The following is a 24522-nucleotide window of genomic DNA, read 5'->3' on the forward strand; positions in this document are numbered from 1 at the left end:
GCTCCCCGACCGGGGCCGTGACCTGCGATGGGACAATGACGGCATGACTGGCGCTGAGGAGTTCACCCCCGAGTCGGAACGCGTCATGCGCACCCTGCGGGATCAGATCATCGAGGGCACGCGGGCGCCGGGCAGCAAGCTGGTCGAGCGGGAGATCGCCCAGGAGCTGGGGGTGAGCCGGCTGCCGGTGCGCGACGCCCTGCGCGACCTCGCGGGGGAGGGGCTCGTGACCCCGCGCCCGCGCACCTGGGCCGTGGTCCGCGAGTTCACCCCGGCCGACATCGCCGACCTCGGCGAGGTGCGCTCCGCCCTGGAGGTACTGGGCTTCCGGCTCGCCGCGCAGCGCCGCACCCGCGCCGGGCTGGCCCGGCTCCGCGCCGATCTCGACGCCGAACTGGACGCCGCGGCCGAGGACGACGGCACCCGGGCCCGCAACGCGGCGGCCGACTTCCACGAAACGGTCACCGACCTCGCCGACAACGCGCTGCTGAGCGAGCTCAGCGGGACGCTGCGCAGCCGGATGCGCTGGCTGCTCGGCCAGCACGACGACTTCGGGGCCGTGGCCGACGAGCACGAGGAGCTGTATCGCGCCATCGAGGCACGCGACGTGCGGCGCGTCGAGGAGCTGACGCGGCGGCACCTGGCGACCAGCGAGGTGGAGGCCGCGGCGCACCAGGGCGGCGGGCCGGGTCAGACGCCCCGGTAGCGCCACAGCGCCGGCATCCGCAGCGCGAGGCACGCCAGGAACGCGACGAGGATCAGCGCGCTGACGAACGTGGTCGTGGCCACCCCCGCGTACTGCGCCGACGCGCCGAGGACGAGCGAGGACACCGGCATCACGCCGATCGCCAGTTCCTGCACGCCCAAGGCCCGGCCCTGCATGGCCGGTTCGGTCGTCATCAGCAGCAGCGTCGTCTGCAACACGCCGAACGCGGCACTGAGCAGGCCGATCCCCGCCATCAGCGCGAACGACAGCGCCACCTGGTGGGACAGGGCGAACGCGCCCCACAGGGCGGCCCAGCCCGCGGTGCCGAACACGAACAGGCCGCCCTTGAAGGGGAAGTCGCCGAGGGCCGCGATGACGGTCGAGCCGACGAGCCCGCCGACGCCGCCGCACGTGAGCAGCCGGCCCAGGCCGTCCGCGTCGAGCCCCAGCGACTGCTGTGCGAAGACCGGCATGAACGCCTGGTACACGGGCCACAGCAGCACGTTCGCGGCGAGCGTCACGCCGAGGACACCCGTGGCGAGCCTGCTGCCCAGGATGTGCCGCACGCCGCCGACCAGCATGACCCGCAACGACTCCTCGGTGTGCGGGAGTTCGGCGGCGTCCGCGCCCCGGGCGGCCTGCGCGCGGCGCAGCGGTCGCAGGGCGAGCAGCGAGAGCGCGTACCAGCCCGCGGAGATCCACAGGGCGGCCGCGGCGCCGAAGGCACTGATGAGCGCCCCGCCCAGGGCCGGACCCAGCACCTGCGTCATGTTCATCGCCATGGCGTTGAGGGCGTTGGCGTTGCTCAGGTGGCGGCGGCCGACCAGGGAGAGGACGAGCGCCGAGCGCGCGGGCTGGGAGGGGGACTGCGCCAGACCGATGGCGAGACCGCCCAGCACCAGCGCCCAGTACGGCACCCGGCCCGCCGACGCGAGCGCCGACAGGGCGACGGCCGCGCCGAGCGCCCAACCGCAGGCGATCGTGAGCAAACGTACGCGATCGTGACGGTCGGACAGCACGCCCGCCACCGGTCCGAGCAGCATCGGGGCGAGCCGCGCCGCGGTGAACACCGCGAGCAGGAACTCCGAGCCGGTGGTGTCGAAGACGATCCAGCCCAGCACCATCGTCTGGGTCCACGCGCCGCCGAAGAAGAACACGTTGGAGACCCACAGGGCGCGGAACTCCCGGCTCGCGCGCAGCGCCGCGAGCGGGCCCGCCCGGCGGGGCGGTGCGGTCGGCGGGGGCGCGTCCGGCGGGTTCCTGCGCACCGTGGCGGTGCTCCTCTCCTGGCGGCGCCCCGGCGGCGTCCGGCGCGGCGCGGGGCGTGATCGGGTCTTGGTATACCGAAAGGGGCGACCGGTGAGGAGTCCCACCAAGGCGTCCCGCGAGGGCGGCGCCGGGCCGCCCGGTCAGGCGCCGACGAAGACGACGCCGCCGGGCACGTCCGCCCGGACCTCCGTGCCGACCTCGCGCGCCAGCAGGTCGTCGAGCCGGTCCAGCGGGCCGATCAGGGCGCGCCCGCCGGCCCTGGCGACCCGCACCGCGGCCTCGACCTTGGGCTGCATCGACCCCTCGGCGAACCGCATGGCGGCCAGCCCCTCGGGAGAGGCGGTGAGGATGTCCCGCTGCTCCGGCGTGCCCCAGTTCTCGCTCACGAAGTCGCCGTCGGTCAGCATGATCAGCATGTCCGCGCGCAGGTCCGCCGCGAGCGCGGCGCTCGCCGCGTCCTTGTCCACCACGGCCTGCATGCCGATCTGGCGGCCCCGCGCGTCGGTGCGCACCGGCACCCCGCCGCCGCCCACGCAGACGACCAGCGTGCCGTGGTCGAGCAGCGTGCCGACCAGCGGGGCCTGCATGACGCGCAGCGGGTGCGGGGAGGGCACGACCCGGCGGAAGGCGCCGCCGTCCTTGGCGATCGTCCACCGGTACTCGGCCGCCGCCTCGGCGGCGTCCTGCGCCGAGTACGTCGGGCCGATCAGCTTGGTCGGGCGCTCGAAGGCCGGGTCGGCCTCGTCCACCTCGGTGGTGGTGACGAGGGCGGCCACCTCGCGCTCGCCGGCCAGGGCGTTGGACAGCTCCTGCTGGATGACGTAGCCGATCATGCCCTGGGTCTCGGCGCCGAGGATGTCCAGCGGGTAGGCGGCGACGTCCTGGTAGGCCAGGTTCTGGAGGGCGAGCAGGCCGACCTGCGGACCGTTGCCATGCGTGATCACCACCTCGTGCTCGCGGGCCAGGCCGGCCAGTGCCTGGCAGGCCCCGCGGACGTTGGCGCGCAGCCGGTCGGCCGTCATCGGCTCCCCGCGCCTGGCCAGAGCGTTGCCTCCGAGAGCGACGACGATGCGCATGGTGAGGTCCCTTGCTGAGAAGTGCGGGTACAGGTGTTCGCCTACGAGACGGCGAATGGTATACCAAGGTGGGTGCTCCGCAGCGGGCACCGTCCGAGGGGCCCGCACACCGGTGGGGCCGAAGGCTGAAGGGGGCGCGACGCGTTGCGCGACGACGATTCCGCCGGGACGTCCACGGTGCCCGCGCTCTCCGGCGACGCCGAACTCCTCGACCTGCTGCGCACGACGACCGGACAGGGCCGGATCCACTCCGTCTTCACCCGCGTCGTCAACCTGCTCGCCCCGGACGGCCTGCTCGTCACCCTCGCCGCCCGCGACAGCGCCGACGCCCCGCGGACCCTCGTCGTGGACACCCCGGACTGGAGCGCGGCAGCGCCCGCCGCCGGACAGCCCGCGACGTTCGCAGCCGGGAACATCGACCTCGGCACCGGTCCCCGCCCGCTGCGGGTGACCAGCGCAGCCGCCCGACCGTGGCAGCCCGTGGCCCCGCGCCTCACCGGCCTCGCTCCCGGCGCCCTCGCGCGCATCGCGGGCCGACTCGACGCACTCAACGAGGACTTCGGCCCCCGGGGCGGCATGCTCGGCCCGGTCGCCGGCGCCGGACCGCTCGAACTGGCCGTCGCCCGCGCCCTCGACGCCGGACGGGCGACCCTGCTCACCGCGCTGCGCCACGGGGCGGGCGACGCGGAGATCCGGCGCGGCGTCCTCGCCCTGCTCGGCCTCGGCCCCGGCCTCACCCCGGCCGGCGACGACTTCCTCACCGGGCTCACCTTCGTCGCGGCCCTGCCGGGCAGCGCGCCGACCGGTCTCGTCACCGTCGTGCGCGCCGTCCTCCACGCGCACCGCGGGCGCACCACCGACGTCTCCCACGCGACGCTCACCGAGGCCACCCGCGGCCGGGTCCGGGCCGAACTCATCGACGTACTGCGGCAGTCGGCCGACGACGACCGGCCGCCGCACGCTGCTGTCCGCAGGCTGCTGGCCATCGGCCACACCTCGGGCAGCGACACCCTGTCCGGCCTGGCGGCCGGACTCCACCTGGAAGAAGAACTGCGAGGTCCGCTGTGAGTACCACCACAGCCGTCGTACGGAAGAACACGTACTACGACTCCGTGTCCCTGATGTCCGTCTCGACCAGGGCCAACGCCCTGGAGGGGGTGGAGCAGGCCTTCACCGCCATGGGCACCGAGATGAACAAGGGCGTCCTCGACGACCTGGGGCTGCTCAGCGACGCGCTGCGGGACGCCTCCGGCGGCGACCTGATGATCGTCCTCGTCGCCGCCGACGACGCCGACCCGGACGAGCTCCTCCGGGAGGTCGAGGACCTGATGCGGCGCAGGGCGCCCGCGTCCGCCGCGGCCGGAGCGGTCACCCACCGCACCATCGCCGGCGCCGCCGAGGCCCTCGAAGGGGCCAACCTCGCGGTGATCGCCGTCAACGGCGCCTACGCGGCCCGCGAGGCCCGCAAGGCCCTCACCAGCGGCCTGCACGTGATGCTCTTCAGCGACAACGTGTCCGTCGAGGACGAGGTCGCCCTCAAGCGACTCGCCCACGACAAGGGCCTGTTCATGATGGGCCCCGACTGCGGCACCGCCATCATCAACAACGTCGCCCTGTGCTTCGGCAACAAGGTGCGCCCCGGCTCCGTCGGCATCGTCGCCGCGTCCGGCACCGGCTCGCAGGAGGTCTCCGTCCGCGTCCACGCGCTCGGCGGCGGCGTCTCGCAGCTCATCGGCACCGGTGGCCGCGACCTCAGCGAGGAGGTCGGCGGCCTGATGATGACCGACGGCATCCGCGCGCTCGCCGCCGACCCGGCGACCGACGTCATCGTGCTGGTGTCCAAGCCCCCGGCGCCCTCCGTCGAGAAGAAGGTCCTCGCCGAGGCCGCCGCCGCGGGCAAGCCCGTCGTCGTCTACTTCGTCGGCGGCTCCGAGGAGGCGGTGACCGCCGCGGGCGCCCACTTCGCCGCCTCCAGCCTGGACGCGGCCCGGCAGGCCGTGGTCCACGCGGGTGTCGAACCGGCCGCCGACGCCGACGGGTTCGACGCCGAGGCCGCCGCCACCGTCCTCGTCGGCGGCCTCGCCGAGGGCCAGCGGTACGTGCGCGGCCTGTTCTGCGGCGGCACCCTCTGCGACGAGACCATGTACGCGGTCCGGGACGCGGGCGTCGACGTGTACAGCAATATCCAGAAGGACCCGGCCTTCCGGCTGACCGCCGCCGCGGCCGCCACCGGCCACACCTTCCTCGACTTCGGCGACGACGACTTCACCAACGGCCGCCCGCACCCGATGATCGACCCCGCGCTGCGCCTGGAGCGGATCGTCGAGGAGGCGAAGGACCCGTCCGTCGCCGCGCTCGTCCTGGACTTCGTCCTGGGCTTCGGCTCCCACGAGGACCCGGTCGGCACCACCCTGCCCGCCCTCCTCGAGGCCCAGCGCATCGCCGCCGCGGCCGGCCGTCACCTGCCGGTGATCGCCTACGTGCTCGGCACCGACCTGGACACCCCGTCGGTCGCCGCCCAGAGCGCGGCCCTGGAGGCCGCCGGCGTCATCGTCACCCGCAGCTCCACCGAGACGGGCGAGTTCGCCCGCGAGATCGCCCGGAAGGCCAAGTAGCCATGAGCACCCCCGAAGCCGCCACCCCCGAAGCCGCCACTTCCGAAGCCGCCACTTCCGAAGCCGCCCCCCGCGAGGCCGCGGCTCCCGAGGCCGCCGCCCTGTTCGGCGCCGGGCTGAGCGTCGTCAATGTCGGCCTCGCCCTGTTCGACGCCGACCTCGCGGCCCAGGGCGCCCGGGTCACCACCCTGGACTGGACCCCGCCGGGCGGCGGCAGCGTCGAGGCGGCCCGCGCCCTCGACGCCCTGGACGCCCCCGCGCTCGCCGCCCGCATCGAGCGGGCCAACGCCGAGGCCGTCGAGCGGATCACCGCCGCCCGCCCGATGCTCGTCGGCTACGGCCGCGCCCTCGACGTCGTCCCCGGCATGACCCCGACCACCATCCTGCACGCGGGCCCGCCCCTCACCTGGGACCGGATGAACGGTCCGATGCGGGGCGCGGTCACCGGCGCCCTCGTCTTCGAGGGCCTCGCCGCGGACCTGGCCGAGGCCGCCGAGGTCGCCGCGTCCGGCCGGATCACCTTCAAGCCGTGCCACGAGATGGACACCGTCGGGTCGATGGCCGGCGTCACCTCCGCGTCGATGTTCATGCACATCGTCAGGAACGAGACGCACGGCAACACCGCGTACACCAACCTGTCCGAGCAGATGGCGAAGATCCTGCGGATGGGCGCCAACGACGAGTCCGTCGTCGAGCGGCTGATCTGGATGCGGGACGTCTTCGGCCCGATGCTGAAGGAGGCCGTCGAGTTCACCGGCCCCATCGACCTGCGCCTGCTGCTGTCCCAGGCGATCCACATGGGCGACGAGTGCCACAACCGCAACGGCGCGGGCACCCTCCTGCTCTTCCAGGCCCTCGCCCCCGGCCTGCTCCGGTCCTCGTTCACGCTCGCGCAGAAGCAGGAGGTCTTCGACTTCGTCGCGTCCTCCGACTACTTCTCCGGCCCGACCTGGATGGCGGTGGCGAAGGCCGCCCTGGACGCCGCGAACGGCATCGAGCACTCCACGATCGTCACCACCATGGCCCGCAACGGCGTCGACTTCGGCATCCGGGTCGCGGGACTGCCCGGCCGCTGGTTCACCGGCCCCGCGCAGCGGGTGGTCGGCCCCATGTTCGCCGGGTACCGGCCGGAGGACTCCGGCCTCGACATCGGGGACAGCGCCATCACGGAGACCTACGGCTTCGGCGGCTTCGCGATGTCGGCCGCGCCCGCCATCGTCGCCCTCGTCGGCGGCACCGTCGCCGAGGCGATGCAGTACACCCGGGACATGGGGGAGATCACCACGACGGCGAACCCCAACGTCACCATCCCCGCCCTGGACTTCCAGGGCCTGCCCACCGGCATCGACGTCCGCAAGGTCATCGACACCGGCATCCTGCCGATCATCAACACGGCCATCGCCCACAAGGAAGCGGGCATCGGCATGATCGGCGCGGGCATCACGCATCCCCCGGCCGAGGCCTTCACCAAGGCGGTCGTCGCCCTCGCCGAGACGTTCACCGGCTCCCCCTCCTGACGGTCCTGACGGTTCTGACGCGCGCGAGCGCCCGCCCCGGAAGCCCACACACGATGAACACACAGCACTCCGCCATGGACCCGGCCGCCCGGCCGGACACCGCGGCCCTCGACGCCGAGTACGAGCACAGCCCGGTCCCGGCCGACCGGCGCAAGTCGTTGTGGACGGTCTCGGCCGTCTGGTTCGGATTCCCGATGATCCTGACCAACGCCGTCCCCGGCGGCGTGGTCGTCGCCATGCTGGGCTTCTGGCGCGGGATGGCCGCCATCGCGGCGGCCAACCTCGTGATGCTCCTCTACGTGGGGATCCTCAGCCATCGCGCGGGCAGCACGGGCGAGAGCTTCTCGCTCCAGGCCACCCGCACGTTCGGCCGCGCCGGGTACGTCGTGGCCGCGGCGTTCCTCGCGACCATCGTGGTCGGCTGGTTCGCCTTCAATACCGGGGCCACCGGCGCCACCCTGCACCAGGCCTTCGGCTGGCACGAGCAACTGGTCAGCGTCCTCGCCGGACTGGGCTTCATAGCCCTGACCTACCTCGGCATCAAGGCCCTGTCCTGGCTGGGGGCGGTCGCGGCGCCGCTCTTCATCGTCGCGGGCGTGACCGCCCTGGTGATCGTCGCCGCGGACCACGACCTGGGGTCCGTCTTCCGTTACGAGGGAGTGGGCGGCGCCTCCACCCTGACCTTCGGCGCCGCCGTCTCGACGATCATGGCCACCTTCGCCGACTCCGGCACGATGACCGCCGACTTCACCCGCTGGTCGAGGAACGGCCGCGAGGCGGTCCTCGCGACCGTCAGCGCCTTCCCGGTGGCGAGCGTCGTCGCGCAGGTCACCGGCGGCCTGGTGGTCGCGGCGGGCGCGATCGCCGCCCCGGCCGTCACCGGCGGCGACTTCCTGCCGATCCTGACCGGCGAACACTCGGGCGTGCTCGACGTACTGGCCGCGGTGTTCGTCTTCGTCAACCTCGGCTCGGTGTGCAGCCACTGCCTCTACAACGGCGCGCTCGGCTGGTCCCATCTGACCGGCCGCACGATGCGGCTCATGACGATCGTGCTGGGCCTCGTCGGCACCGTGGCGGCGCTCGCGGGCGTCTGGGACCACTTCCTCGACTGGCTCGTGATCCTCAGCGTGTTCGTCCCGCCGCTCGGCGGGGTCCTGATCGCCGACCAGTTCTTCGCCCGCGGTGGCCGCGGCGCGATGGACAGCCGCACCACGGTGGCCGTGCGGCCCACCGCGTTCGGCGCCTGGGCGATCGGCGCGGGCGCCGCGGCCGTCGCCCACTGGTCGGCGCCGCAGCTCTCCGACGCCGTCACGGGCCTCGTCGTCGCCGTCCTCGCGTACGCCGTGCTCGAACGGTGCGTGCCCGCGCGCGTGGCGGGCCGGGAGGCGGCCTAGGTCCTCGGCCGAAGGCGTGCTCCCGGGGACGTCCGCAGCCCCGCCCGCCCGCTGGTCCGGTGCCGCGGCGCGTGGACACCCGGCCGGAACGGCGTTCGCCCGTGCCGTCGTCCGGAGCAAGGGGCGTCCGCCGTACGAGGGTGAGCGATCGTTTCTGCGGTTGTGGAGCCACCGCAGACCTGGAAGGGCTGGGGCATGTACCCAGCCCTTTTCACGTCCTGCTCCACGGGGGGTGCCCGCCCGTGACCCTCGTCATCGTCGTGGCCGCCGTCGCCCTCCTCTCCGGGCTCGCCGCCAACCGCTTCCTGCGCCCCCGGTTGCTCTCCGAGGACGACGACACCGGCATGGCGGTCAAGGACCTCGTCGGCCCCCTGCTGACCCTGACCGTCCTGCTCCTCGCCTTCGTCCTGGTCACCGCCAACGGCTCCTACGGCAAGGCCGAGGTCGCCTCCCGGGGCGAGGCCCGCGCTCTGGACCAGCTCGTGGAGACCGCCGAGTACGCGCCGGAGAAGCAGCGGGCCGAGATCCAGGCCGCCGCCGTCTGCTACGCCCGCGCGGTACGCACCCAGGAATGGCCGGCCATGGCCGACGGCCGGGGATCGGCCGCACCCAGCGTCTGGTCGACCGCTTTCCGCCGGACGTTCCGCGATCTGGAGGGAGAGCCCGTCTTCGGCATGCTGATCGCCGCCGACAACAAGCGCTCCGACGAACGCGAGGAACGCCTCACCCAGGCCACCGCGAGCATCCCCAGCGCCATCCTCTGGTTCCTGCTGGCCACCCTCGCCATCACCGTCGTCGCCCTCGGCATGTGCATCCCGCGCAGGAGGAACCGGGGCCAGCTGATCACCCTTGTCGTGATCACCGCGCTGCTCACCACCACGTTGTGCATCATTCGCGACGTCGACCGGCCCTTCGGCGGCATCATCGACGTCGAGCCCACCGCGATCACCGACGCCGAGGGCCAGGCCACCCGCGACTTCGTCACCAACCACCCGGCAGCCGAACTGCCCTGCACCGCCGACGGGAACCGCCGCACGGTCTGACGCGCCCCCCCCGACCCGCACGGGGCGCCCACCGGACACCGGGGGAGCGCCCCGCCCGAGGCGCGGCTACGCCTTCCGGAACGCGATCAGCGTGCCGTCCGCGGCCGGCACGAACAGCCTGCCTCTCGCGGTGGCGATGCCCGGCACCGTGAATCCCCTCCAGTCGTCCTCGGCGACGACGTTCGCCGTGGGATGCGGGGCGGGATAGCGCCGGTAGGACCAGGCGGTCCTGCCGGTCTTCTCGTCGAGGACGACGAGGCGGCCGTCGGCGTCCTCCACGTACACGAATCCGCCTGCCACCAGGCGCACCGTCGCCGCCTTCCGGGAGCTGACGTACGTCCAGGCGGCCTTGTACGTGGTGGTGCTCAGCGCCTTGACCCTGCCGCGGTGGGCGACGTACACCCGGCCGGGCCCGAACGCCGGGGTCGCGTCCGCCGGCAGTTTCCGCAGGGCCGCGCCGGTCTTCCGGCTGTAGGCCGTGACCGTCTCGTCGTCGCTGTCGCCGCTGCGCATCCAGGCCGCGCCGGCGCCGAGGGCGACCGGATTGCCGTAGGACCCGGACAGGTTGGGCACCTCGAAGCGGTGCAGCTCGGCGCCCGTCCTGAGAGCGAGATGGTGCCAGGCGATGCCGTCGAACCCGATCCACACCCCCGAGGCGTCGACGACGGTCGGCGCCCAGCCGTACTCGGCGAGCGGGGCGCTCCACACCCGTGCACCGGTGTCGGCGCGCAGGGCCAGCGCCGTCCCGCGGCCGTCTTGCAGGTACAGCAGGCCGTCGTACCAGACGGGCGGGTACTGCATCGACGCCGAGTCGAGCGTGACCCTCCACTTCCGCTTCCCCGTGGCCGGATCCCAGGCGGCGATCGTGCCGCGCGAGGTCTGCGTGTAGAGCAGGCCGCCCCCGTACGCGACCCCGGCCTGGGGTTCGTTCTGCTCCAGTGGGACGGCGGGCCACAGGTTCTTGCCGGTGGCGGCCGCCAGGCCGACGAGCATCATGCGCGGGCCGCCCTCGGTGCCGTCGTCCGCGTTCACGACGGCGTACACCTTGTCGCCGACGGCGACGGGCGCCGAGACCACGGTGCCGAAGTCGCGGCTCCAGACCTTCTTGTACGGCGGGGCCGCGGTGGCCCCCGTCACGGTGCCGTCCGCCCGCCCGTCGGCCCGGTAGCCCAGCGTCGCGTCCTTCAGCTCGGCGGCGGTGGCGGTACGGCCCGGTACGGGAGTCGCGGCCTGGAGCGGAGCGGTGAAGGTCAGCAGGGCGGCGGCGGCCGTACAGGCGATGCCGAGTCTTCTGCGCGAAAGGCGTGCGGTCGTCAACGGTTTACCCCCAGATCGAAAACGGCCCGGACAGGGCGGCCCGTCCCCTCTACCCCCGCACATCCTCCACACGCTCACCCCCTGGAGATCCCCCCTCACACGGCGCGACGGGAACCGGCCCCACCGGGCGGCTCCCGCCCCGCGGCTCCCGAACCCGTTCGGGTCCGCCGCGAAAGCCGCGTCCGATCAGTGATCGTCGCGCTGCGGGTGGTCCGGGTCCTGCCACGAGTCCTGCCGCGGCTGCGGGGACTGCGGCGGGTTCGGACGCCGGGCCAGGCGGCGCCTGCTCGTCCACAGCAGGACGAGCAGGGCGATGACGATCAGAACGCCGACGACGGTGAAGATCCAGGAGGCGCTGCTCGAAGCAGCCAAGGTGTGCATACCTGCCTTTACCTCACGACACGGACGCCAATCACTTCCGGTACGCAGGCCACCCGGTTGGGGCTCATGGACGGTCGCGCCAGGCCCGGTAGCGCTCCTGCTGCCGGGCGCTCTCGCCGAGCGCGACCAGCAGCCGCATCCCGTACGTGCGCACGGTCACCGGCAGCCAGAACGCCTCGTCCCGGCCGTGCACCAGCGACCCCTCGGCGAGCCCGTCGAGTCCCCCCGCGACGTCCGGCAGCAGCCGGTCGGCGCACACCTGCACGGCGTCCTCGGCGGTGAAGGCGCCGATGAAGACGGACAGCCGCGCCCACAGCAACCGCTGGGCGGGAGGGCACAGTTCATGGCTGCGGCCCAGCGCGGTGCTCAGCGAGTGGTGGTGCGCGGGGCGCCGCTCGGGGTCGCAGCGCGCGGGCGCGAGGTCGTCCCCGATGTCCAGCGCGTGCTCCAGCTCGCCCAGACTCAGCGAGGCCAGCCTGGCCGCGGCCAGCTCCAGGGCGAGCGGCAGCAGATCGAGCCGCCGGCACAGACTGCGCGCGAGGACGTCGTGGGGCGGGGGGCAGGACCCGCCGGGGGCCGCCGCCCGCGCCCGGGCCAGGAACAGCTCCATGGCCGCCTCCTCGCTCAGCGGCTCCACGACCAGCAGCCGCTCCGCCGCCGTGCGCAACGGCAGCCGGCTGGTGACCAGCACCCGGACCCCGGGACACCGCCACAGCAGCTCGGGCACGAGGTCCCGGCACGCGTCGGCCAGGTGCTCGGCGTTGTCCAGGACCAGCAGCGCGTCCCGGCCGGCGAGCCGGGACAGCAGCCGGTCGCGGGCCGGCCGGCCGTCGGAGACGTCCAGCCCGACGGCGCCGGCGATCAGGTGCGGCAGCAGCGCCCCCTTGCGCAGCGGCGCGAGATCCACGACGTGGGCGCCGTCCCCCACGGCGGGCCGGGCGGCGAGCACCCGGGCCAGCCGGGACTTCCCGACGCCGGGCAGCCCGCCCAGGGTGAGGTGGCGGCCGTCGGCGAGCAGCGCCGCGGCCTCCGCCAGGAGCGCGCCGCGTCCGACGAACCCCGGATCGCGGGTGCTGGCGTTCATGAACGGCTCCCGCCTGTCGGGTGCGGGCTGTCGGGTGCGGGGCCGGGCCCGGCCGGGCGGACCGTGCGCGGCGCCCGCGCGACGATCCGTCAGCGGGCGGACCCAGCCCGTCAGTTTCCCAGACTCCCGTCCGGCCCGGACGCTTCTGCGCGGATCCCGTCCGGTGTGGCCGGAACAAACCGCCCGGGCCCCTGTACGGCCCCGGCCCCCGCGACCGGACCCGGCCCGCCCCGGATCGCGGCGCCGCCCGGCCCGTGTCCCGTGTGATCGTCCGGCGGGTCTACCCCCGGGCCGCGGCAAGATCTACGGTGGCGAAGGACCGCACGACCTGGACCGGTACCCGGCGCCCGGCCCTCGGCGCCCCCTGCCGTCCTCGCGGGGCGCGCGGTCCGCCACGCCCCCGACCCAGGGAGATGTCCAGGTGTCCACCGCACGGCCCGCACCGCGCACCCCCGCCCCCGGCGTCGCACGCGACGACGCCACCCGCATCGCCTCCGCCGAGGTGCTCGTCTCCTCACCCGGCCGCAACTTCGTGACGCTGCGCCTGCGCACCGGGGACGGCGTCGTCGGATACGGCGACGCGACCGTCAACGGCCGCGAACTCGCCGTCGCCTCCTACCTGGAGGACCACCTCACCCCGCTGCTCGTCGGGCGCGACGCCCACGCGATCGAGGACACCTGGCAGTACCTCTACCGGGGCGCCTACTGGCGGCGCGGCCCCATCACCATGGCGGCGATCGCGGCCGTCGACACCGCGCTGTGGGACATCAAGGCCAAGCTCGCGGGCCTGCCCCTGTACCAGCTGCTCGGCGGCCGCAGCCGCCGCGGCTGCCTCGCCTACGGGCACGCCAGCGGCGCCGACCTGGAGGAACTGTTCGACTCCATCCGCGACCACCTCGACCAGGGCTACCGCGCCCTGCGCGTGCAGAGCGGCATCCCGGGCCTCGGCTCCGTCTACGGCGTCGCCTCCAGCGCCAACGCCGCGGTCGGCGAGGACGGCGCCACCTCCCGCTACGACCACGAACCCGCGCGCCGCGCGAACCGGCCGGTGGAGGAGGCGTGGGACACCCGCGCCTACCTGCGGCACGCCCCCAGGGTCTTCGAGGCGGTGCGCGCCGAGTTCGGCCCCGAACTGCCCCTCCTGCACGACGCCCACCACCGTCTGACCCCCATCCAGGCGGCCCGGCTCGGCAAGGACCTGGAGCCGTACGACCTGTTCTGGCTGGAGGACGTCACCCCGGCGGAGAACACCGCCATGCTGCGCCGAGTCCGCGAGCACACCACGACGCCGCTGGCGATCGGCGAGGTCTTCAACACCATCTGGGACTACCGCGAGCTGTTCGAGGAACAGCTCATCGACTACGTCCGCTCACCCGTCACGCACGCCGGAGGCATCACCGCGCTGCGCCGGATCCTCGACTACGCGGCCGTCTACCAGATCAAGTCGGGCGTCCACGGTCCCACGGACATCTCCCCGGTCGGCCTCGCCGCCGCCCTGCACCTGGGCGTCGCGATCCCCAACTTCGGCATCCAGGAGTACATGAAGCACTCCCGCGCCACCGACGAGGTCTTCCGCCCCTCCTACACCTTCACCGACGGTCTGCTCAGCCCCGGCGAGGAGCCCGGCCTCGGCGTCGACCACGACGACGACGCGGCCCGGGCCCACCCCTACGACCCCGCCTACCTGCCCGTGAACCGGCTCCAGCTGGACGGGTCGCTGCACGACTGGTGACCGGTGCGCCCCGGATCGTCCCGGACCGGGGGGTGTGCCGTCCTCGACCCCGGGCAAGCGGGAGGGACAGACGGCCGAGACCGCGCCCACCCCACTTGAGGAAGAAGCCTCGCATGAGCGCTTTCGACACCCCCGGCCCGGGGCGCACGACCTGCTCGCAGGCGCGGGCCGAGACCAGCGCGGCCGTCCAGCCGCTGTGCGCGGCGGCGCCGCGCCGCCTCGCGCGCCGGCTGTCCGAGGACGCGATGCTGGTCGCCGACGAGCTGGTCTCCAACGCGCTGCGGCACGGGGACGGCATGACCCGCTTCAGCGCCTGCGTCCACGACCGCGATCTCGTGATCCGGGTCCGCGACCGCAGCGCCCGCCTCCCGGGCGACCAGCCCCACGACCCGACGCGCCCCGGCGGCTTCGGCTGGTTCATGATCCAGCACCTGTCGCACCACGTCAGCATCGACCGGCACGACGACGGCAAGACCATCACCGCGGTCCTCAGCGGAGTCCGGCCGAAGGAAGAGGAGCCCGCCAGGAGTTGACCGGTCGTCCGGGGGCAACTGGGTGACATGGCTACTGGATCGGTCAGAACACAAGGTCTCGGACACGCCCGACGCGCGGCGAACAGCCCGGCGGTGGCGATGGCGGCCCGCGCGGGCTTCATCGCCCGCGGGGTCATCTACATACTGATCGGACTGCTGGCCCTGCGCATCGCCTTCGCCGACGGGGGCGGCAAGCAGGCCGACCGCGGCGGAGCCGTCGCGGAGATAGCCGAGAAGCCGTTCGGCATGGCGGCCCTGTGGCTGCTCGGCGTCGCCCTGGCCGGCATGGCCCTGTGGCGGCTGTCCGAGGCGGCCTTCGGGCAGGCGGGCGCCGACGGCAAGAAGGCGAGCAAGCGCGCGATGGCCGCGGGCCGCTTCGTCTTCTACGGCTTCGTCTCCTACTCCGTGCTGTCCTTCGCCGCCGGCGACAAGTCCAGCGGGAGCGGCAGCTCCGACAAGAGCTCCAAGGACATCACCGCGAAGGCACTGGACTGGCCCATGGGCCAGTGGATCGTGGGCGCCGTCGGCGTCGGCGTGGCCGTCGCGGGCATCTGGATCACCGCACGCGCGGTCATGCGCAAGTACCACAAGCACCTGAAGATGGCCGAGATGTCGGCCAAGGTGCGCAAGGCCGTCGACGTCCTCGGCGTGTTCGGCGGCGCCTCCCGCGGCATCGTCTTCGCCGTCGCGGGCGGGTTCGCCGTCGCCGCCGCGATGCAGCACGAGCCCGGCAAGGCCAAGGGCATGGACGACACCCTGCGGTCCTTCACCGACACCCCGGCCGGGCCCTGGCTGCTCGTGCTGATCTCCGTCGGCCTCGCCGCGTTCGGTGTCTTCTCCTGGGCGAACGCCCGCTGGCGCAAGGTCTGACCGGTTCGGCGGCCGAGGCGAAGTGCGGCGTGCGGACGGTCCCGTCGTAGGCGGTGGCGCTCTCCAGCAGACCGCCGCCGTCCGCGTCGTACCTCACCTGCCCGCCAGCGGGGATCAGCACGACGCACCCGTACTGCCCGCTCGCCGCGCAGATCTCGTACGACATGACGTACGAGCCGTCGCCCAGCCGCCGCACCACGGCCATGCCGGGCCGGTCCGAGTCCAGGGCGCTCGCGACGGTGTCGTGGCGCCCGGTCCAGGTGACGCCGTCGGCGGTGCGGGCCGCCACCAGTTTCTGGCTGTGCGTCCCGTCGGTCTTGTCGGAGTACAGGGGTGCCGGAAACAGCGACGGACCGGCCGTGGGCGGCCGGTCCGTTCGTGCGCGGGCGAGGATGCGGGTCCGGGGCGTCATCGGGCCTCCTGCGAGCTGTGGGGGGAGGGGGCACAACGGGACCCGTGTGGGGGCACGAGCCGGTTCGCATCGTTGTGCTCATCCGCTGCGGCGCCGTCAAGCGGCCCCGGGGGTCCCGGTCACAGGAAGTGCTGGATGGCGCGCGTCGTCTTCTCCGCGACGCGGAAGGACATCGGCCGGTCCGACCAGCGGTCCAGCTGCACGCGCATGCTGTGCGAGACGTCCTCCTCGTAGTCGGCGTCGAGGGCGGCGGTGAACTCCTCGTCCAGGACGGCGAGCATGACCTCCTCGTCGTGGTCGAGGGAGCGCCGGTTGAGGTTCGTGGAACCGACCAGCGACGCGATCCCGTCGATGGTGACGACCTTGCAGTGCAGCATCGTGCGCTGGTACTCGCGCACGGCGACCCCGGCCTCCAGGAGCCGCGCGTAGTGGTGGCGGCCGGCGATCCGGCTCACCTGCTTGTCCGTGTGCGGGCCGGGGACGAGCAGTTCGACCTCGACGCCCCGGCGGGCCGCCTCGCAGAGCAGGTCGACGAAGTAGACGTCGGGGGAGAAGTAGGCGGTGGCCAGGCGCAGCCGGGTCTGCGCGGACTCGATCACCACGCGCAGCAGGGTCTGCATGTCCTGCCAGCCGATGCTGGCCGAGCCGCGCACGACCTGGACGATGGCGTCGCCGCTCGGCTCGTGCTCGACGAAGCGGTCGTGCTCGTCGAAGAGGTCCTCGTGGCACTCGGCCCAGTTCTGCGCGAAGGCCGCGCAGATGCCGTCGACGGCGGGCCCGCTGATCCGCACGTGGGTGTCGCGCCACTCGCTGGGGTCGCGGGCGTCGCCGCACCACTCCTCGGCGATGCCGACGCCACCGGTGAACGCCGTCGTCTCGTCGACGACCAGGACCTTGCGGTGGCAGCGGTGGTTCTGCTTGAAGGGGGAGAGCAGCAGCGGCTTGCGGAACCAGGCGACCTGCACCCCGGCCTCGTCCATGAGGGTGAGCAGATCGTTCTCGATGGTGCGGCTGCCGAAGCCGTCGAGGAGCAGCCGCACCCGGACCCCGGCGCGGGCGCGATCGGCGAGGGCGTGCGCGAAGTCGCGGGCTATGTCGCCGCGCCAGTAGACGAAGGTCATCATGTCGATGGTGTGCCGGGCGCCGCGCACGGCGTCCAGCATCGCGGGGAAGATCTCGTCGCCGTTGCGCAGCGGCGTCAGCTTGTTGCCCTCGGTGGCGGCGATGCCGATGAGGCGCTCCAGGCGCCGCCGCAGACGCTGACGGGCGTCCAGGGGGCGCTCGTCGGTGTCTGCGGCGGGGCTCACGGGGGCCGAGGTGGTCGCGGTCAAGACGGGCTCCGGGGGGTCGGGGGCAGGGGCACGATTTCCACTGCCCCGTCACGATCCCTTCACGCGGCCTCCCGGTGACCGATTGCTGGTCAGAGCTGTGTCGTGGCTCTCACCGCCGGTCCGGCCCGGCCCGGGGCGGGTCAGCAGCTGAGGTTGCCGCCCGGTTCGACCCCCAGGATCTGGGTGAACTTCTCGTAGCTGTCGATGCGGCTCTGGACCTGGCCGGGGTTGCCGCCGTTGCACTCCAGGCTGCCGTTGATGCTGCGGATGGTCTCGCCGAAGCCCGCGCCGTCGACGATGGCGTTGTGCGGCGTCATCGTCCCCGGCCCGGTCTGGGTGTTCCAGTACCAGAGCCCGGTCTTCCAGGCCACGGCCGCGTCGTTCTGGACCAGGTCCGGGTTGTTGAGCAGGTCGATGCCGAGGGCGTCGCCCGCCGCCTTGTAGTTGAAGTTCCAGCTGAGCTGGATCGGGCCGCGCCCGTAGTACTTGTCGGTGCCCGCCGGGCAGCCGTAGGACTGGGTCGTGTCGCAGTAGTGCGGGTAGTTGGCCGTGTTCTGCTCCACGACGTAGACCAGTCCGCCGGTCTCGTGGCTGACATTGGCCAGGAAGGCGGCGGCCTCCTGCTTGCGGACGGTGTCGCTGCCGGTTCCGCTGAAGCCCGGGTAGGCGTCGAGCGCGGCGGTCAGCCCGGAGTACGTGTAGAACGAGTTCCGGCCCGGGAACATCTGGTCGAACTGGGCCTCGCTGACGACGAACTCCGCCTGCGCGGACGTCTCGTGGGCGGGCGCGCCGGCCGCCTTGTCGGCGAAGGCCGGGGCGGTCAGGGTCAGCGCGGTGAGGGTCGCGGCCGAGCCGGCGGCGGTCAGCAGGGCGAGGATGCGATGGCGCATGCGTGCGCTCCTAAGGACGGGAGGTGTGGGGGGTGGTCCGCGCCGGGCCGCTCGCGGGGGAGCGCGGACGAGAGAGGCGGACGGCCGTGGCGCCGGGGCCGTGACGTGCCCGGTCGGGGCGCGCCGTGGGGGACGGCCCGCGGCACCACGGGGTGGGGGGTGGGATCAGCCGCCGACGTTCACGTCGATGCAGGCGTAGAACGCGTTGGCGGTGTCGGCGATGTTCCAGACGGCCAGCACCTTTTGACGGCCCGTCAGTGCACCGAAGTCGACCTGGTGGGTGACGGTCGCGCCGGGCTTGGCGCCGTTGTCGTCGAACTCCGCGATCTCCTGGCCGCCGACGAAGTACTGCCAGGTGCTCGTCGCGTGCTGCGCGGTGAGCTTCCACTCGAACGTCGCGTCGCTCGGCACCGGGGTCGCGACCCAGCCCCTGGAGTCGTCGTCGAGTTCCGCGTACCGGCTGTTTCCGCCGCTACAGCTGGTCAGGCCCTTGGGCCCCTCGACGCTCTGCGGCTCGTAGGTGATGTCCCCGCAGGACACCGTGCCGGCCGCGCACTGCGCCTGACGGCTGGGCGGCGAGTTGATGTAGCCGTGGGCGCTCGCCGAACCCGTGGGGAGGGTGAGGGCCAGGGCCGGGGCGAGGACCGCGCCGATGAGGGCGGCCTTCTTCTTTCGGGCGTGCATGCCTACTCCTTCACTACAGGTCTCCCGGGGTGCGTGCGATGTGGGGACGCACGTCCGGGACGGCCTCTCGAGGGTGGGGCCAAGAGGCGCGAAGGGACAGGGAGGGCGGCCCTGCGGAACAGGGCCGACTCCCGTAAGCGGAACGGCCGTTGACGCTTGGCCTAGACCATACAAGTGGCTGTGTTCCTGTCAAGGTCGGGACGGCCCGCGGGGCGCGGACGGGCCCGGCACGCACCGTGCCCCCGGGCCGCTCGCGAGCGGCCCGGGGGCACGGGGGAAAGAGGGGGTGAGCTGGGCGGACGGGCCGGGGCCCGGTGGGCCGCCGGTTCAGCCGCGGGGCAGCTTGGTGGCCGTCTCCAGATAGAAGGCGTCGATGCTGCGGACCGCCGCCTCGAAATCCTCCAGATTGACCGGCTTCGTCACATATGCGTTCGCGTGCTGGTGGTAGGCGTCGGTGACGTCGTCGGGCGCCGCCGACGTGGTCAGGACGACCACCGGGACGGCGCGCAGAGCGGCGTCGTCCTTGAGGATGCGCAGCAGCTCCCGCCCGTTCATGCGCGGCATGTTCAGGTCCAGCACGATGAGGTCCGGCAGCGACGTCTCGGGGTCGCGCAGGTACTCCAGGGCCTCCAGCCCGTCGGCGACCTGGGTGAGGTTGCGGGTGTGGTGCTGGGCGAGCGCGTCCTGGATCAGCAGGGCGTCGGCGAGGTCGTCCTCGACGAGCAGGACGTCGTAGGAGCGGGGAGAAGCGATCATGGTGTGGTACTCCGGGGAACGAGTGGGGGAGCAGGGGCGGCCGTCGAGCCTGATGAGGCCGGGCCAGCGGCGGCGCGCCCCCTGACGGCTGAGGTGTGTCGCTTCGCCGATCTGAGGGTATCCGGCGCCTGCGGCGGCGGCGTCGCGGGCGGCCAGTGCCTCCAGCTCGCTCACCGCGCGCTGGAGGTGGGTCAGGACACGCAGCCGCCGCAGTGCGTGGTGGGGGGTTTCGCGGCGCTCGTCGGCGTCGAGGGGGTACGCGACCTGCGGAGCGAGGTCGGTGACGAGGGTCTGGACGGCCTGGACGGCCAGTTCCTCGAAGGTACGGCTTCCAGGGAGAAGTGACGGATCAGTTCCTGGCATGCCCGAACCGTACCGTCAGGGAACTCCGGCGACAACAAGTGTTGTCGGGTGCCGTATGGTATCGACGCTGCCCCCCGAGGGCCGCGGACCTTGTGACGGGCGAAGGAGCACAGGAGCATGGACGTGGGCGCGGAACGGCCCGAGCCGACGGGCATAGCTCGTTGGACGACCCGACGCTGGGTGACGACAGGGGTCGCCGCGAGCGCCGTCCTGCTGCTGATCCTCGGGTCGCTGGGCGCGTGGGCGCTGAGCACCACCTCGCGGCTGACCGACGAGGTGGTGCAGACCCGCTCCCCGGCGCTGATCAACGCGGTGCGCCTGGAGGCGGCCCTGGTCAACCAGGAGACGGGCGTCCGAGGCTACGGGCTCACCGGCCGCCGCGACTTCCTCACGCCGTACACCCGGGGCAGGGCGGACGAGAAGGCCGCGCTGAAGGCGCTGGACGGGCTCGTCGCCGGGTCGGGCGAGGCCGAGAAGGACCTGCGGGCGGTGCGGGCCGACGTGGAGAGCTGGCAGCGGGGCCTGGCACGGCCGGTCGCCGAGGCGTCGAGCGCCGACGCGGTCCGGATCACCGCCGACCGGGCCGGGGACGGCAAGCGGCTCTTCGACGAGGTGCGCGTCTCCCTGTCCCGGCAGCAGGACCACCTGCTGGCCGCCCGGCAGCACGCGGGCGAGGACCTGGACACGGCACAGCGGCTGCGCAACGTCGTGTTCATCGCCATCGCCGCCGTCATCGTCGTCCTGATGTGCGTCATCTTCTACGGGCTGCGGCGCGGCGTCACCGGCCCGCTGACCCAGCTCGGCACCGCCGCCCGGGACGTGGGCCGCGGCCAGTTCGACCGGGAGCTGCCCGCCACCGGCCCGGCCGACCTGCGCCAGCTCGCCCACGACGTCGAGTCGATGCGCGTGCGCCTGGTGGCGGAGCTGGCCCGCAGCGAGGAGGGCCGCGCCCTCCTCGACCAGCAGGCCGAGGACCTGCGGCGCTCGAACGCCGAGCTGGAGCAGTTCGCGTACGTCGCCTCGCACGACCTCCAGGAGCCGCTGCGCAAGATCTCCAGCTTCACGCAGCTCCTCCAGCGCCGCTACGGCGGCAAACTCGACGAGCGGGCGGACCAGTACATCTCCTTCGCCGTCGACGGCGCCAACCGCATGCAGGTCCTCATCAACGACCTGCTGATGTTCTCGCGCGTGGGCCGCGTCCACGACCAGCGCAGCGTGTCGCTGGAGGACACGCTCGCCAGCGCCGTCGACTCGCTCAGCGTGGCCATGGAGGAGTCGGGCGCGCGCATCGAGCACGACCCCCTGCCGGACGTGCACGGCGACACCGGCCAGCTGACCCTGCTCTGGCAGAACCTGCTGTCCAACGCCATCAAGTTCCGCGCCCCCGACCGCCCCCCGCACATCCGGGTCACCGTGCGGGAGGAGGACGACCACTGGCGGTTCACCGTGCGGGACAACGGCATCGGTATCGCCCCCGAGTTCCGCGAGAAGGTCTTCGTGATCTTCCAGCGGCTGCACACCCGTGAGGCCTACCCGGGCACCGGCATCGGCCTCGCGATGTGCAAGAAGACCGTCGAGTTCCACGGAGGCACCATCACCGTCGACCCGGTCGACGGCGACGGCACCTCGATCAGCTTCACGTTCCCCCAGCAGACGTCCGCCGAGGCGGCCGACAGTGAAGGATCGCTGCTGCCATGACCGCGCTCGATGGGACGTCCGCCCCCTGCCGGATCCTGCTGGTGGAGGACGACGCCGGAGACGCCCTGCTCGTCGAGGAGCTCCTGCTCGACACCGACATCGACCACGTCCTGGACCACTGCCGCACGCTGGAGGAGGCGCGGCGGACGCTGGCGACCCGGAGCAGCGACTGCATCCTGCTCGACCTGCACCTGCCCGACGCCTCCGGGGTCGGGGCCGTCGCCGAACTCCTCGACGCGGCCGGGGACGCGGCCGTCATCGTGCTGACCGGCCTCGCGGAGTCCCAGGCCGGCATCGAGGCGCTCGCCGCCGGCGCCCAGGACTACCTGGTCAAGGGCAAGGTGGAGCCCGACCTGCTCCAGCGGGCCGTGCGCTACGCCGTGCACCGCAAGCAGGCCGAGCGGGCCAGCGCCAATCTCCAGGCGGGCAAGCTGCGCGCCGAGGAGAACGCCCGCCTGGAGCGCGGCCTGCTGCCCGCCCCCATGCTGTCGAGCGGCGGCGTCGTCGCCACCAGCCGCTACTTCCCCGGCCGCGAGCAGGCCCTGCTCGGCGGCGACTTCCTCGACGTCGTGGAGACCCCCGACGGACAGGTGCACGCCGTCATCGGCGACGTCAGCGGGCACGGCCCGGACGCCGCCGCCCTCGGCGTCTGCCTGCGCATCGCCTGGCGCTCCCTCACCCTGGGCGGCCACCGCGGCGGGGCCCTCCTGGACCTCCTGGAGCAGATGCACATCGCCGAGCGCAGCAGCACCGACCTGTTCACGACCTGCACCCTGGTGACCCTGGACCGGGCCGCGGGCACCGCCGCCCTCCACCTGGCCGGCCACCACGCGCCGCTGCTGACCTCCCACGGGCGCTCCCGGGAACTCGTCATCGAGCACGGAGTGGCCCTGGGCATCGCCCCGGGCCTGCACAGGTGGCCGGTCACCACCGTCCGCCTGCCGCCCTCCGGCTCGCTGCTCCTCTACACCGACGGCCTGATCGAGGGGCACGTCGACGAGAGCGCCGAGCGGCTCGGCGTCGACCGGCTGCTCGCCATCATGGACGCCTGCGCCGACTCCGACGCGGGCACGCACCTGGACCGCGTCCTCGACGAGGTCCAGGTCCGCAACGCCGGCCGGCACACCGACGACCTCGCCGTCCTGCGCCTGGACTGGACCGGTCTGCCCGCCCTCGCGCCGCAGCGGCAGCGGGCCGGGGTGCGCTGACCTGGATCCCGGGCGGGACGCGGGTGGGTGCGGCGCCCCTCGGTGACCAGGAAGGCGGCGGACAGCAGCGGCATCCGGGAGGGAAACTGCGGGACATCACTTCTACGATGCTGGCCATGGCACGCTTTGAAGATCTCCGGCACTCCCTGTGGGACACCAGTAGCGACTGCACGGTGCAGCCGGCGCTGACCGGCCGGGCGATCGTGGAAGCCCAGCGACTGCTCGGGGTCACGCTTCCCCGTTCCCTGCTCGACCTGTTGAGCCATCGGAATGGCGGCGAGGTCGCCGACGACTGGAATGCCTTCCCCACCAGCGAGCCGACTTCGTGGAGCGCCGACCACGTCCCCTTCGACAACGTGCTGGGCATCGGCCGTCGCGAGGGAACGAGCTCCCTGCTCGACAGTCCGTACCTGGTCGGAGAATGGGGACTTCCAGCCGGGCTGGTGCTGTTCTCGGGCGACGGACACTGCTGGATCGGGCTCGACTACCGAGTCTGTGGCCGGTACGCAGAACCCTCTGTCGCCTGGCTCGATGCGGACTTCCGCACCGAACTCGCCCTCGCCCCGGACTTCCGGTCCTTCATCGAAGGCCTGACCGCCGCCCGCGACTTCGAGTGCGAGCCCGGCGCAGAAACCTCCGGCTGAGCCCACTGGCCTTCCCGGCCGGCCCTCGCCTCCTGCGGGGCCTGGAAAAAATCCACGCACGAAAGCGAGCCGATGCGGGCCGCCGCCGGGCGGCCGGGGAGATCCAGGGGTAGGAGGGAGGTGAACTGCCCTGTCCGTCCGCTCCCGCAGGAAGTCGGCACGGCCGTCGTGACGGGCGTATTCCTGGATCATCGACACGTGGACCCGGCGCAGGCTGAGGTTCGACGGCTCCACGGCCGTCCGCGCAAGTGGGCCGGTTCGAGCCCGGCGCACTTGGCCAGCAACGTCTCCGGTCCCTCGGTCTCCCGGCCGGACGGCCCGGCTCCGCATCCCGTGGGCCGGGTACCGCGTACGCGCGAGGGACAGGGGAACCCGGACGTGACCCGGCAGCCGACCCGAGGAGAGGGCCCATGGAACGCGTCCACACCTTTTTCGCCAGGCACTTCTGGGCACAGCTCCTGCTGGGAGTGCTCGCCGGTGTCGTGATCGTCCAACTGCTCTACCCGCAGGGCTCGTTCGCCGCCGTCCTCGGACGCACCGTGTTCGGATCCCTGGCCGGTGTCGGCATCGCGCTGACCGCGCGGCGCAAGGAGCGGCGCGCCGCAGGGAGCACGGACGGCCTGATCGCCCTCGACCGGCGGCTGCGCACCGGCGACGTCCCCACGGACCCCGCGGAGCGGCAGGCCATGCGGCGGCTGGTCGACCAGCGCACGCACCGCGGACGGCACCGCAAGGCCGCGCTCGCCTTCCTCGCGGTCATGTTCGTCGGGATCACCGTCCTGACGGCCTTCACCGCGGGACCCCGCCAGACCGTCGGGTTCGCGGTCCTGACCGTCGTGTTCCTCACCTGGCTGACGTACATGAGCAGCCTCACGAACCGCCGGCTGCGCGCCATGGACGCGGCCCTCGGCACCGCGCCCGCGCCCGCCGCCCCCGAGGCGCACGGCGCCCCGCGCACGCACGAGACCGTCCCCGGGCCCGCGCACCCCACGTCCTGAC

The 24522-nt window shown here is 73.1% G+C and carries 22 protein-coding genes and 1 pseudogene; 13 read left to right on the forward strand and 10 right to left on the reverse strand.

The genetic code is table 11. The annotated features are described in order from the left end of the window. Positions 1 to 43 precede the first annotated feature (43 nt). The gene (locus ACIP5K_RS16650; protein ID WP_401410025.1) at positions 44 to 706 is read left to right on the forward strand and encodes a GntR family transcriptional regulator; all 663 of its coding nucleotides are present in this window, start codon (positions 44 to 46) and stop codon (positions 704 to 706) included. Here the strand turns inward: ACIP5K_RS16650 and ACIP5K_RS16655 are convergent. Continuing rightward, entirely contained in the window at positions 691 to 1974 is a 1284-nt protein-coding gene (locus ACIP5K_RS16655) for an MFS transporter (RefSeq protein ID WP_401410027.1), read from the reverse strand. The two genes, ACIP5K_RS16650 and ACIP5K_RS16655, sit on opposite strands and share 16 nt — an antisense overlap. Positions 1975 to 2115: 141 nt before the next feature. After that, a complete protein-coding gene (locus ACIP5K_RS16660; RefSeq protein WP_401410029.1) occupies positions 2116 to 3051 on the reverse strand; it encodes a carbamate kinase in 936 nt (311 codons plus the stop codon). Positions 3052 to 3195: 144 nt separating this feature from the next. Here ACIP5K_RS16660 and ACIP5K_RS16665 point away from each other — a divergent pair, with 144 nt between their 5' ends. The 5 genes from ACIP5K_RS16665 (at position 3196) to ACIP5K_RS16685 (ending at position 9620) form a co-directional block, all read left to right on the forward strand. Next, positions 3196 to 4119: a DUF2877 domain-containing protein gene (locus ACIP5K_RS16665; RefSeq protein ID WP_401410031.1), complete on the forward strand. Its 924-nt coding sequence runs from the start codon at positions 3196 to 3198 to the stop codon at positions 4117 to 4119. Beyond that, a complete protein-coding gene (fdrA, locus tag ACIP5K_RS16670) occupies positions 4116 to 5666 on the forward strand; it encodes an acyl-CoA synthetase FdrA (RefSeq protein ID WP_401410033.1) in 1551 nt (516 codons plus the stop codon). The genes ACIP5K_RS16665 and fdrA overlap by 4 nt, the downstream gene beginning before the upstream one ends. A 2-nt stretch (positions 5667 to 5668) precedes the next feature. Further along, positions 5669 to 7183, forward strand: a complete 1515-nt coding sequence (locus ACIP5K_RS16675; protein ID WP_401410034.1) for a DUF1116 domain-containing protein — start codon at positions 5669 to 5671, stop codon at positions 7181 to 7183. 53 nt (positions 7184 to 7236) lie between these two features. Next, a complete protein-coding gene (locus ACIP5K_RS16680) occupies positions 7237 to 8577 on the forward strand; it encodes a cytosine permease (protein WP_401410036.1) in 1341 nt (446 codons plus the stop codon). A 242-nt stretch (positions 8578 to 8819) separates the two neighbouring features. Continuing rightward, the gene (locus tag ACIP5K_RS16685; RefSeq protein WP_401410038.1) at positions 8820 to 9620 is read left to right on the forward strand and encodes a hypothetical protein; all 801 of its coding nucleotides are present in this window, start codon (positions 8820 to 8822) and stop codon (positions 9618 to 9620) included. A 66-nt stretch (positions 9621 to 9686) separates the two neighbouring features. Here the strand turns inward: ACIP5K_RS16685 and ACIP5K_RS16690 are convergent, their stop codons facing one another. The 3 genes from ACIP5K_RS16690 to ACIP5K_RS16700 form a co-directional block, all read right to left on the reverse strand. Beyond that, a complete protein-coding gene (locus ACIP5K_RS16690) occupies positions 9687 to 10937 on the reverse strand; it encodes a PQQ-binding-like beta-propeller repeat protein (protein WP_401410039.1) in 1251 nt (416 codons plus the stop codon). 186 nt (positions 10938 to 11123) lie between these two features. After that, positions 11124 to 11309: a DUF6479 family protein gene (locus ACIP5K_RS16695; RefSeq protein ID WP_401410041.1), complete on the reverse strand. Its 186-nt coding sequence runs from the start codon at positions 11307 to 11309 to the stop codon at positions 11124 to 11126. 73 nt (positions 11310 to 11382) lie between these two features. Further along, positions 11383 to 12402 carry an ATP-binding protein gene (locus ACIP5K_RS16700; protein ID WP_401410042.1) on the reverse strand — a complete coding sequence of 340 codons (1020 nt, stop codon included), beginning with the start codon at positions 12400 to 12402 and terminating at the stop codon, positions 11383 to 11385. 487 nt (positions 12403 to 12889) lie between these two features. Here ACIP5K_RS16700 and manD point away from each other — a divergent pair, with 487 nt between their 5' ends. The 3 genes from manD to ACIP5K_RS16715 all read left to right on the forward strand — a co-directional run bounded on the left by manD (position 12890) and on the right by ACIP5K_RS16715 (position 15537). After that, positions 12890 to 14134 (forward strand): D-mannonate dehydratase ManD, encoded by a 1245-nt coding sequence (gene manD, locus ACIP5K_RS16705; protein WP_401410231.1) that lies wholly within the window; start codon positions 12890 to 12892, stop codon positions 14132 to 14134. A gap of 113 nt (positions 14135 to 14247) precedes the next feature. Further along, entirely contained in the window at positions 14248 to 14667 is a 420-nt protein-coding gene (locus tag ACIP5K_RS16710; RefSeq protein ID WP_401410044.1) for an ATP-binding protein, read from the forward strand. Between the two features lie 99 nt (positions 14668 to 14766). Continuing rightward, positions 14767 to 15537: a DUF1206 domain-containing protein gene (locus ACIP5K_RS16715; RefSeq protein WP_401410233.1), complete on the forward strand. Its 771-nt coding sequence runs from the start codon at positions 14767 to 14769 to the stop codon at positions 15535 to 15537. Between the two features lie 531 nt (positions 15538 to 16068). Here the strand turns inward: ACIP5K_RS16715 and ACIP5K_RS16720 are convergent. The 4 genes from ACIP5K_RS16720 to ACIP5K_RS16735 all read right to left on the reverse strand — a co-directional run bounded on the left by ACIP5K_RS16720 (position 16069) and on the right by ACIP5K_RS16735 (position 19973). Next, positions 16069 to 17256, reverse strand: a complete 1188-nt coding sequence (locus tag ACIP5K_RS16720; RefSeq protein WP_401410046.1) for a phosphatidylserine/phosphatidylglycerophosphate/cardiolipin synthase family protein — start codon at positions 17254 to 17256, stop codon at positions 16069 to 16071. Positions 17257 to 17420: 164 nt separating this feature from the next. Then, on the reverse strand, positions 17421 to 18170 hold the full coding sequence (locus tag ACIP5K_RS16725; RefSeq protein ID WP_401410048.1) for a chitinase: 750 nt from the start codon (positions 18168 to 18170) through the stop codon (positions 17421 to 17423). A gap of 165 nt (positions 18171 to 18335) precedes the next feature. After that, on the reverse strand, positions 18336 to 18854 hold the full coding sequence (locus ACIP5K_RS16730) for a lytic polysaccharide monooxygenase auxiliary activity family 9 protein (RefSeq protein WP_401410049.1): 519 nt from the start codon (positions 18852 to 18854) through the stop codon (positions 18336 to 18338). Positions 18855 to 19181: 327 nt separating this feature from the next. Continuing rightward, on the reverse strand, positions 19182 to 19973 hold the full coding sequence (locus tag ACIP5K_RS16735; protein WP_401410051.1) for a response regulator: 792 nt from the start codon (positions 19971 to 19973) through the stop codon (positions 19182 to 19184). A gap of 117 nt (positions 19974 to 20090) precedes the next feature. Between ACIP5K_RS16735 and ACIP5K_RS16740 the strand changes: the two genes are divergently transcribed. From ACIP5K_RS16740 to ACIP5K_RS16750, 3 genes are all read left to right on the forward strand, one after another. Then, the gene (locus ACIP5K_RS16740; RefSeq protein WP_401410053.1) at positions 20091 to 21671 is read left to right on the forward strand and encodes an ATP-binding protein; all 1581 of its coding nucleotides are present in this window, start codon (positions 20091 to 20093) and stop codon (positions 21669 to 21671) included. Then, complete coding sequence (locus ACIP5K_RS16745) at positions 21668 to 22879, forward strand: PP2C family protein-serine/threonine phosphatase (protein WP_401410055.1); 1212 nt, start codon at positions 21668 to 21670, stop codon at positions 22877 to 22879. Before ACIP5K_RS16740 ends, ACIP5K_RS16745 begins: the two co-directional genes overlap by 4 nt. Before the next feature lie 116 nt (positions 22880 to 22995). Then, positions 22996 to 23523, forward strand: coding sequence for an SMI1/KNR4 family protein (locus ACIP5K_RS16750; RefSeq protein ID WP_401410057.1), 528 nt, complete (start codon positions 22996 to 22998; stop codon positions 23521 to 23523). Positions 23524 to 23712: 189 nt separating this feature from the next. On the opposite strand, the pseudogene ACIP5K_RS16755 reads toward ACIP5K_RS16750, so the two are convergent. Further along, positions 23713 to 23853 (reverse strand): annotated as a pseudogene (locus ACIP5K_RS16755) (hypothetical protein); the annotation flags it as partial. Between the two features lie 80 nt (positions 23854 to 23933). Between ACIP5K_RS16755 and ACIP5K_RS16760 the strand changes: the two are divergent. Beyond that, entirely contained in the window at positions 23934 to 24521 is a 588-nt protein-coding gene (locus tag ACIP5K_RS16760; protein WP_401410059.1) for a hypothetical protein, read from the forward strand. Position 24522: the final 1 nt, after the last annotated feature.

The sequence above is a fragment of the Streptomyces sp. NPDC088785 genome, assembly GCF_044750685.1.
Taxonomy (GTDB): Bacteria; Actinomycetota; Actinomycetes; order Streptomycetales; family Streptomycetaceae; genus Streptomyces.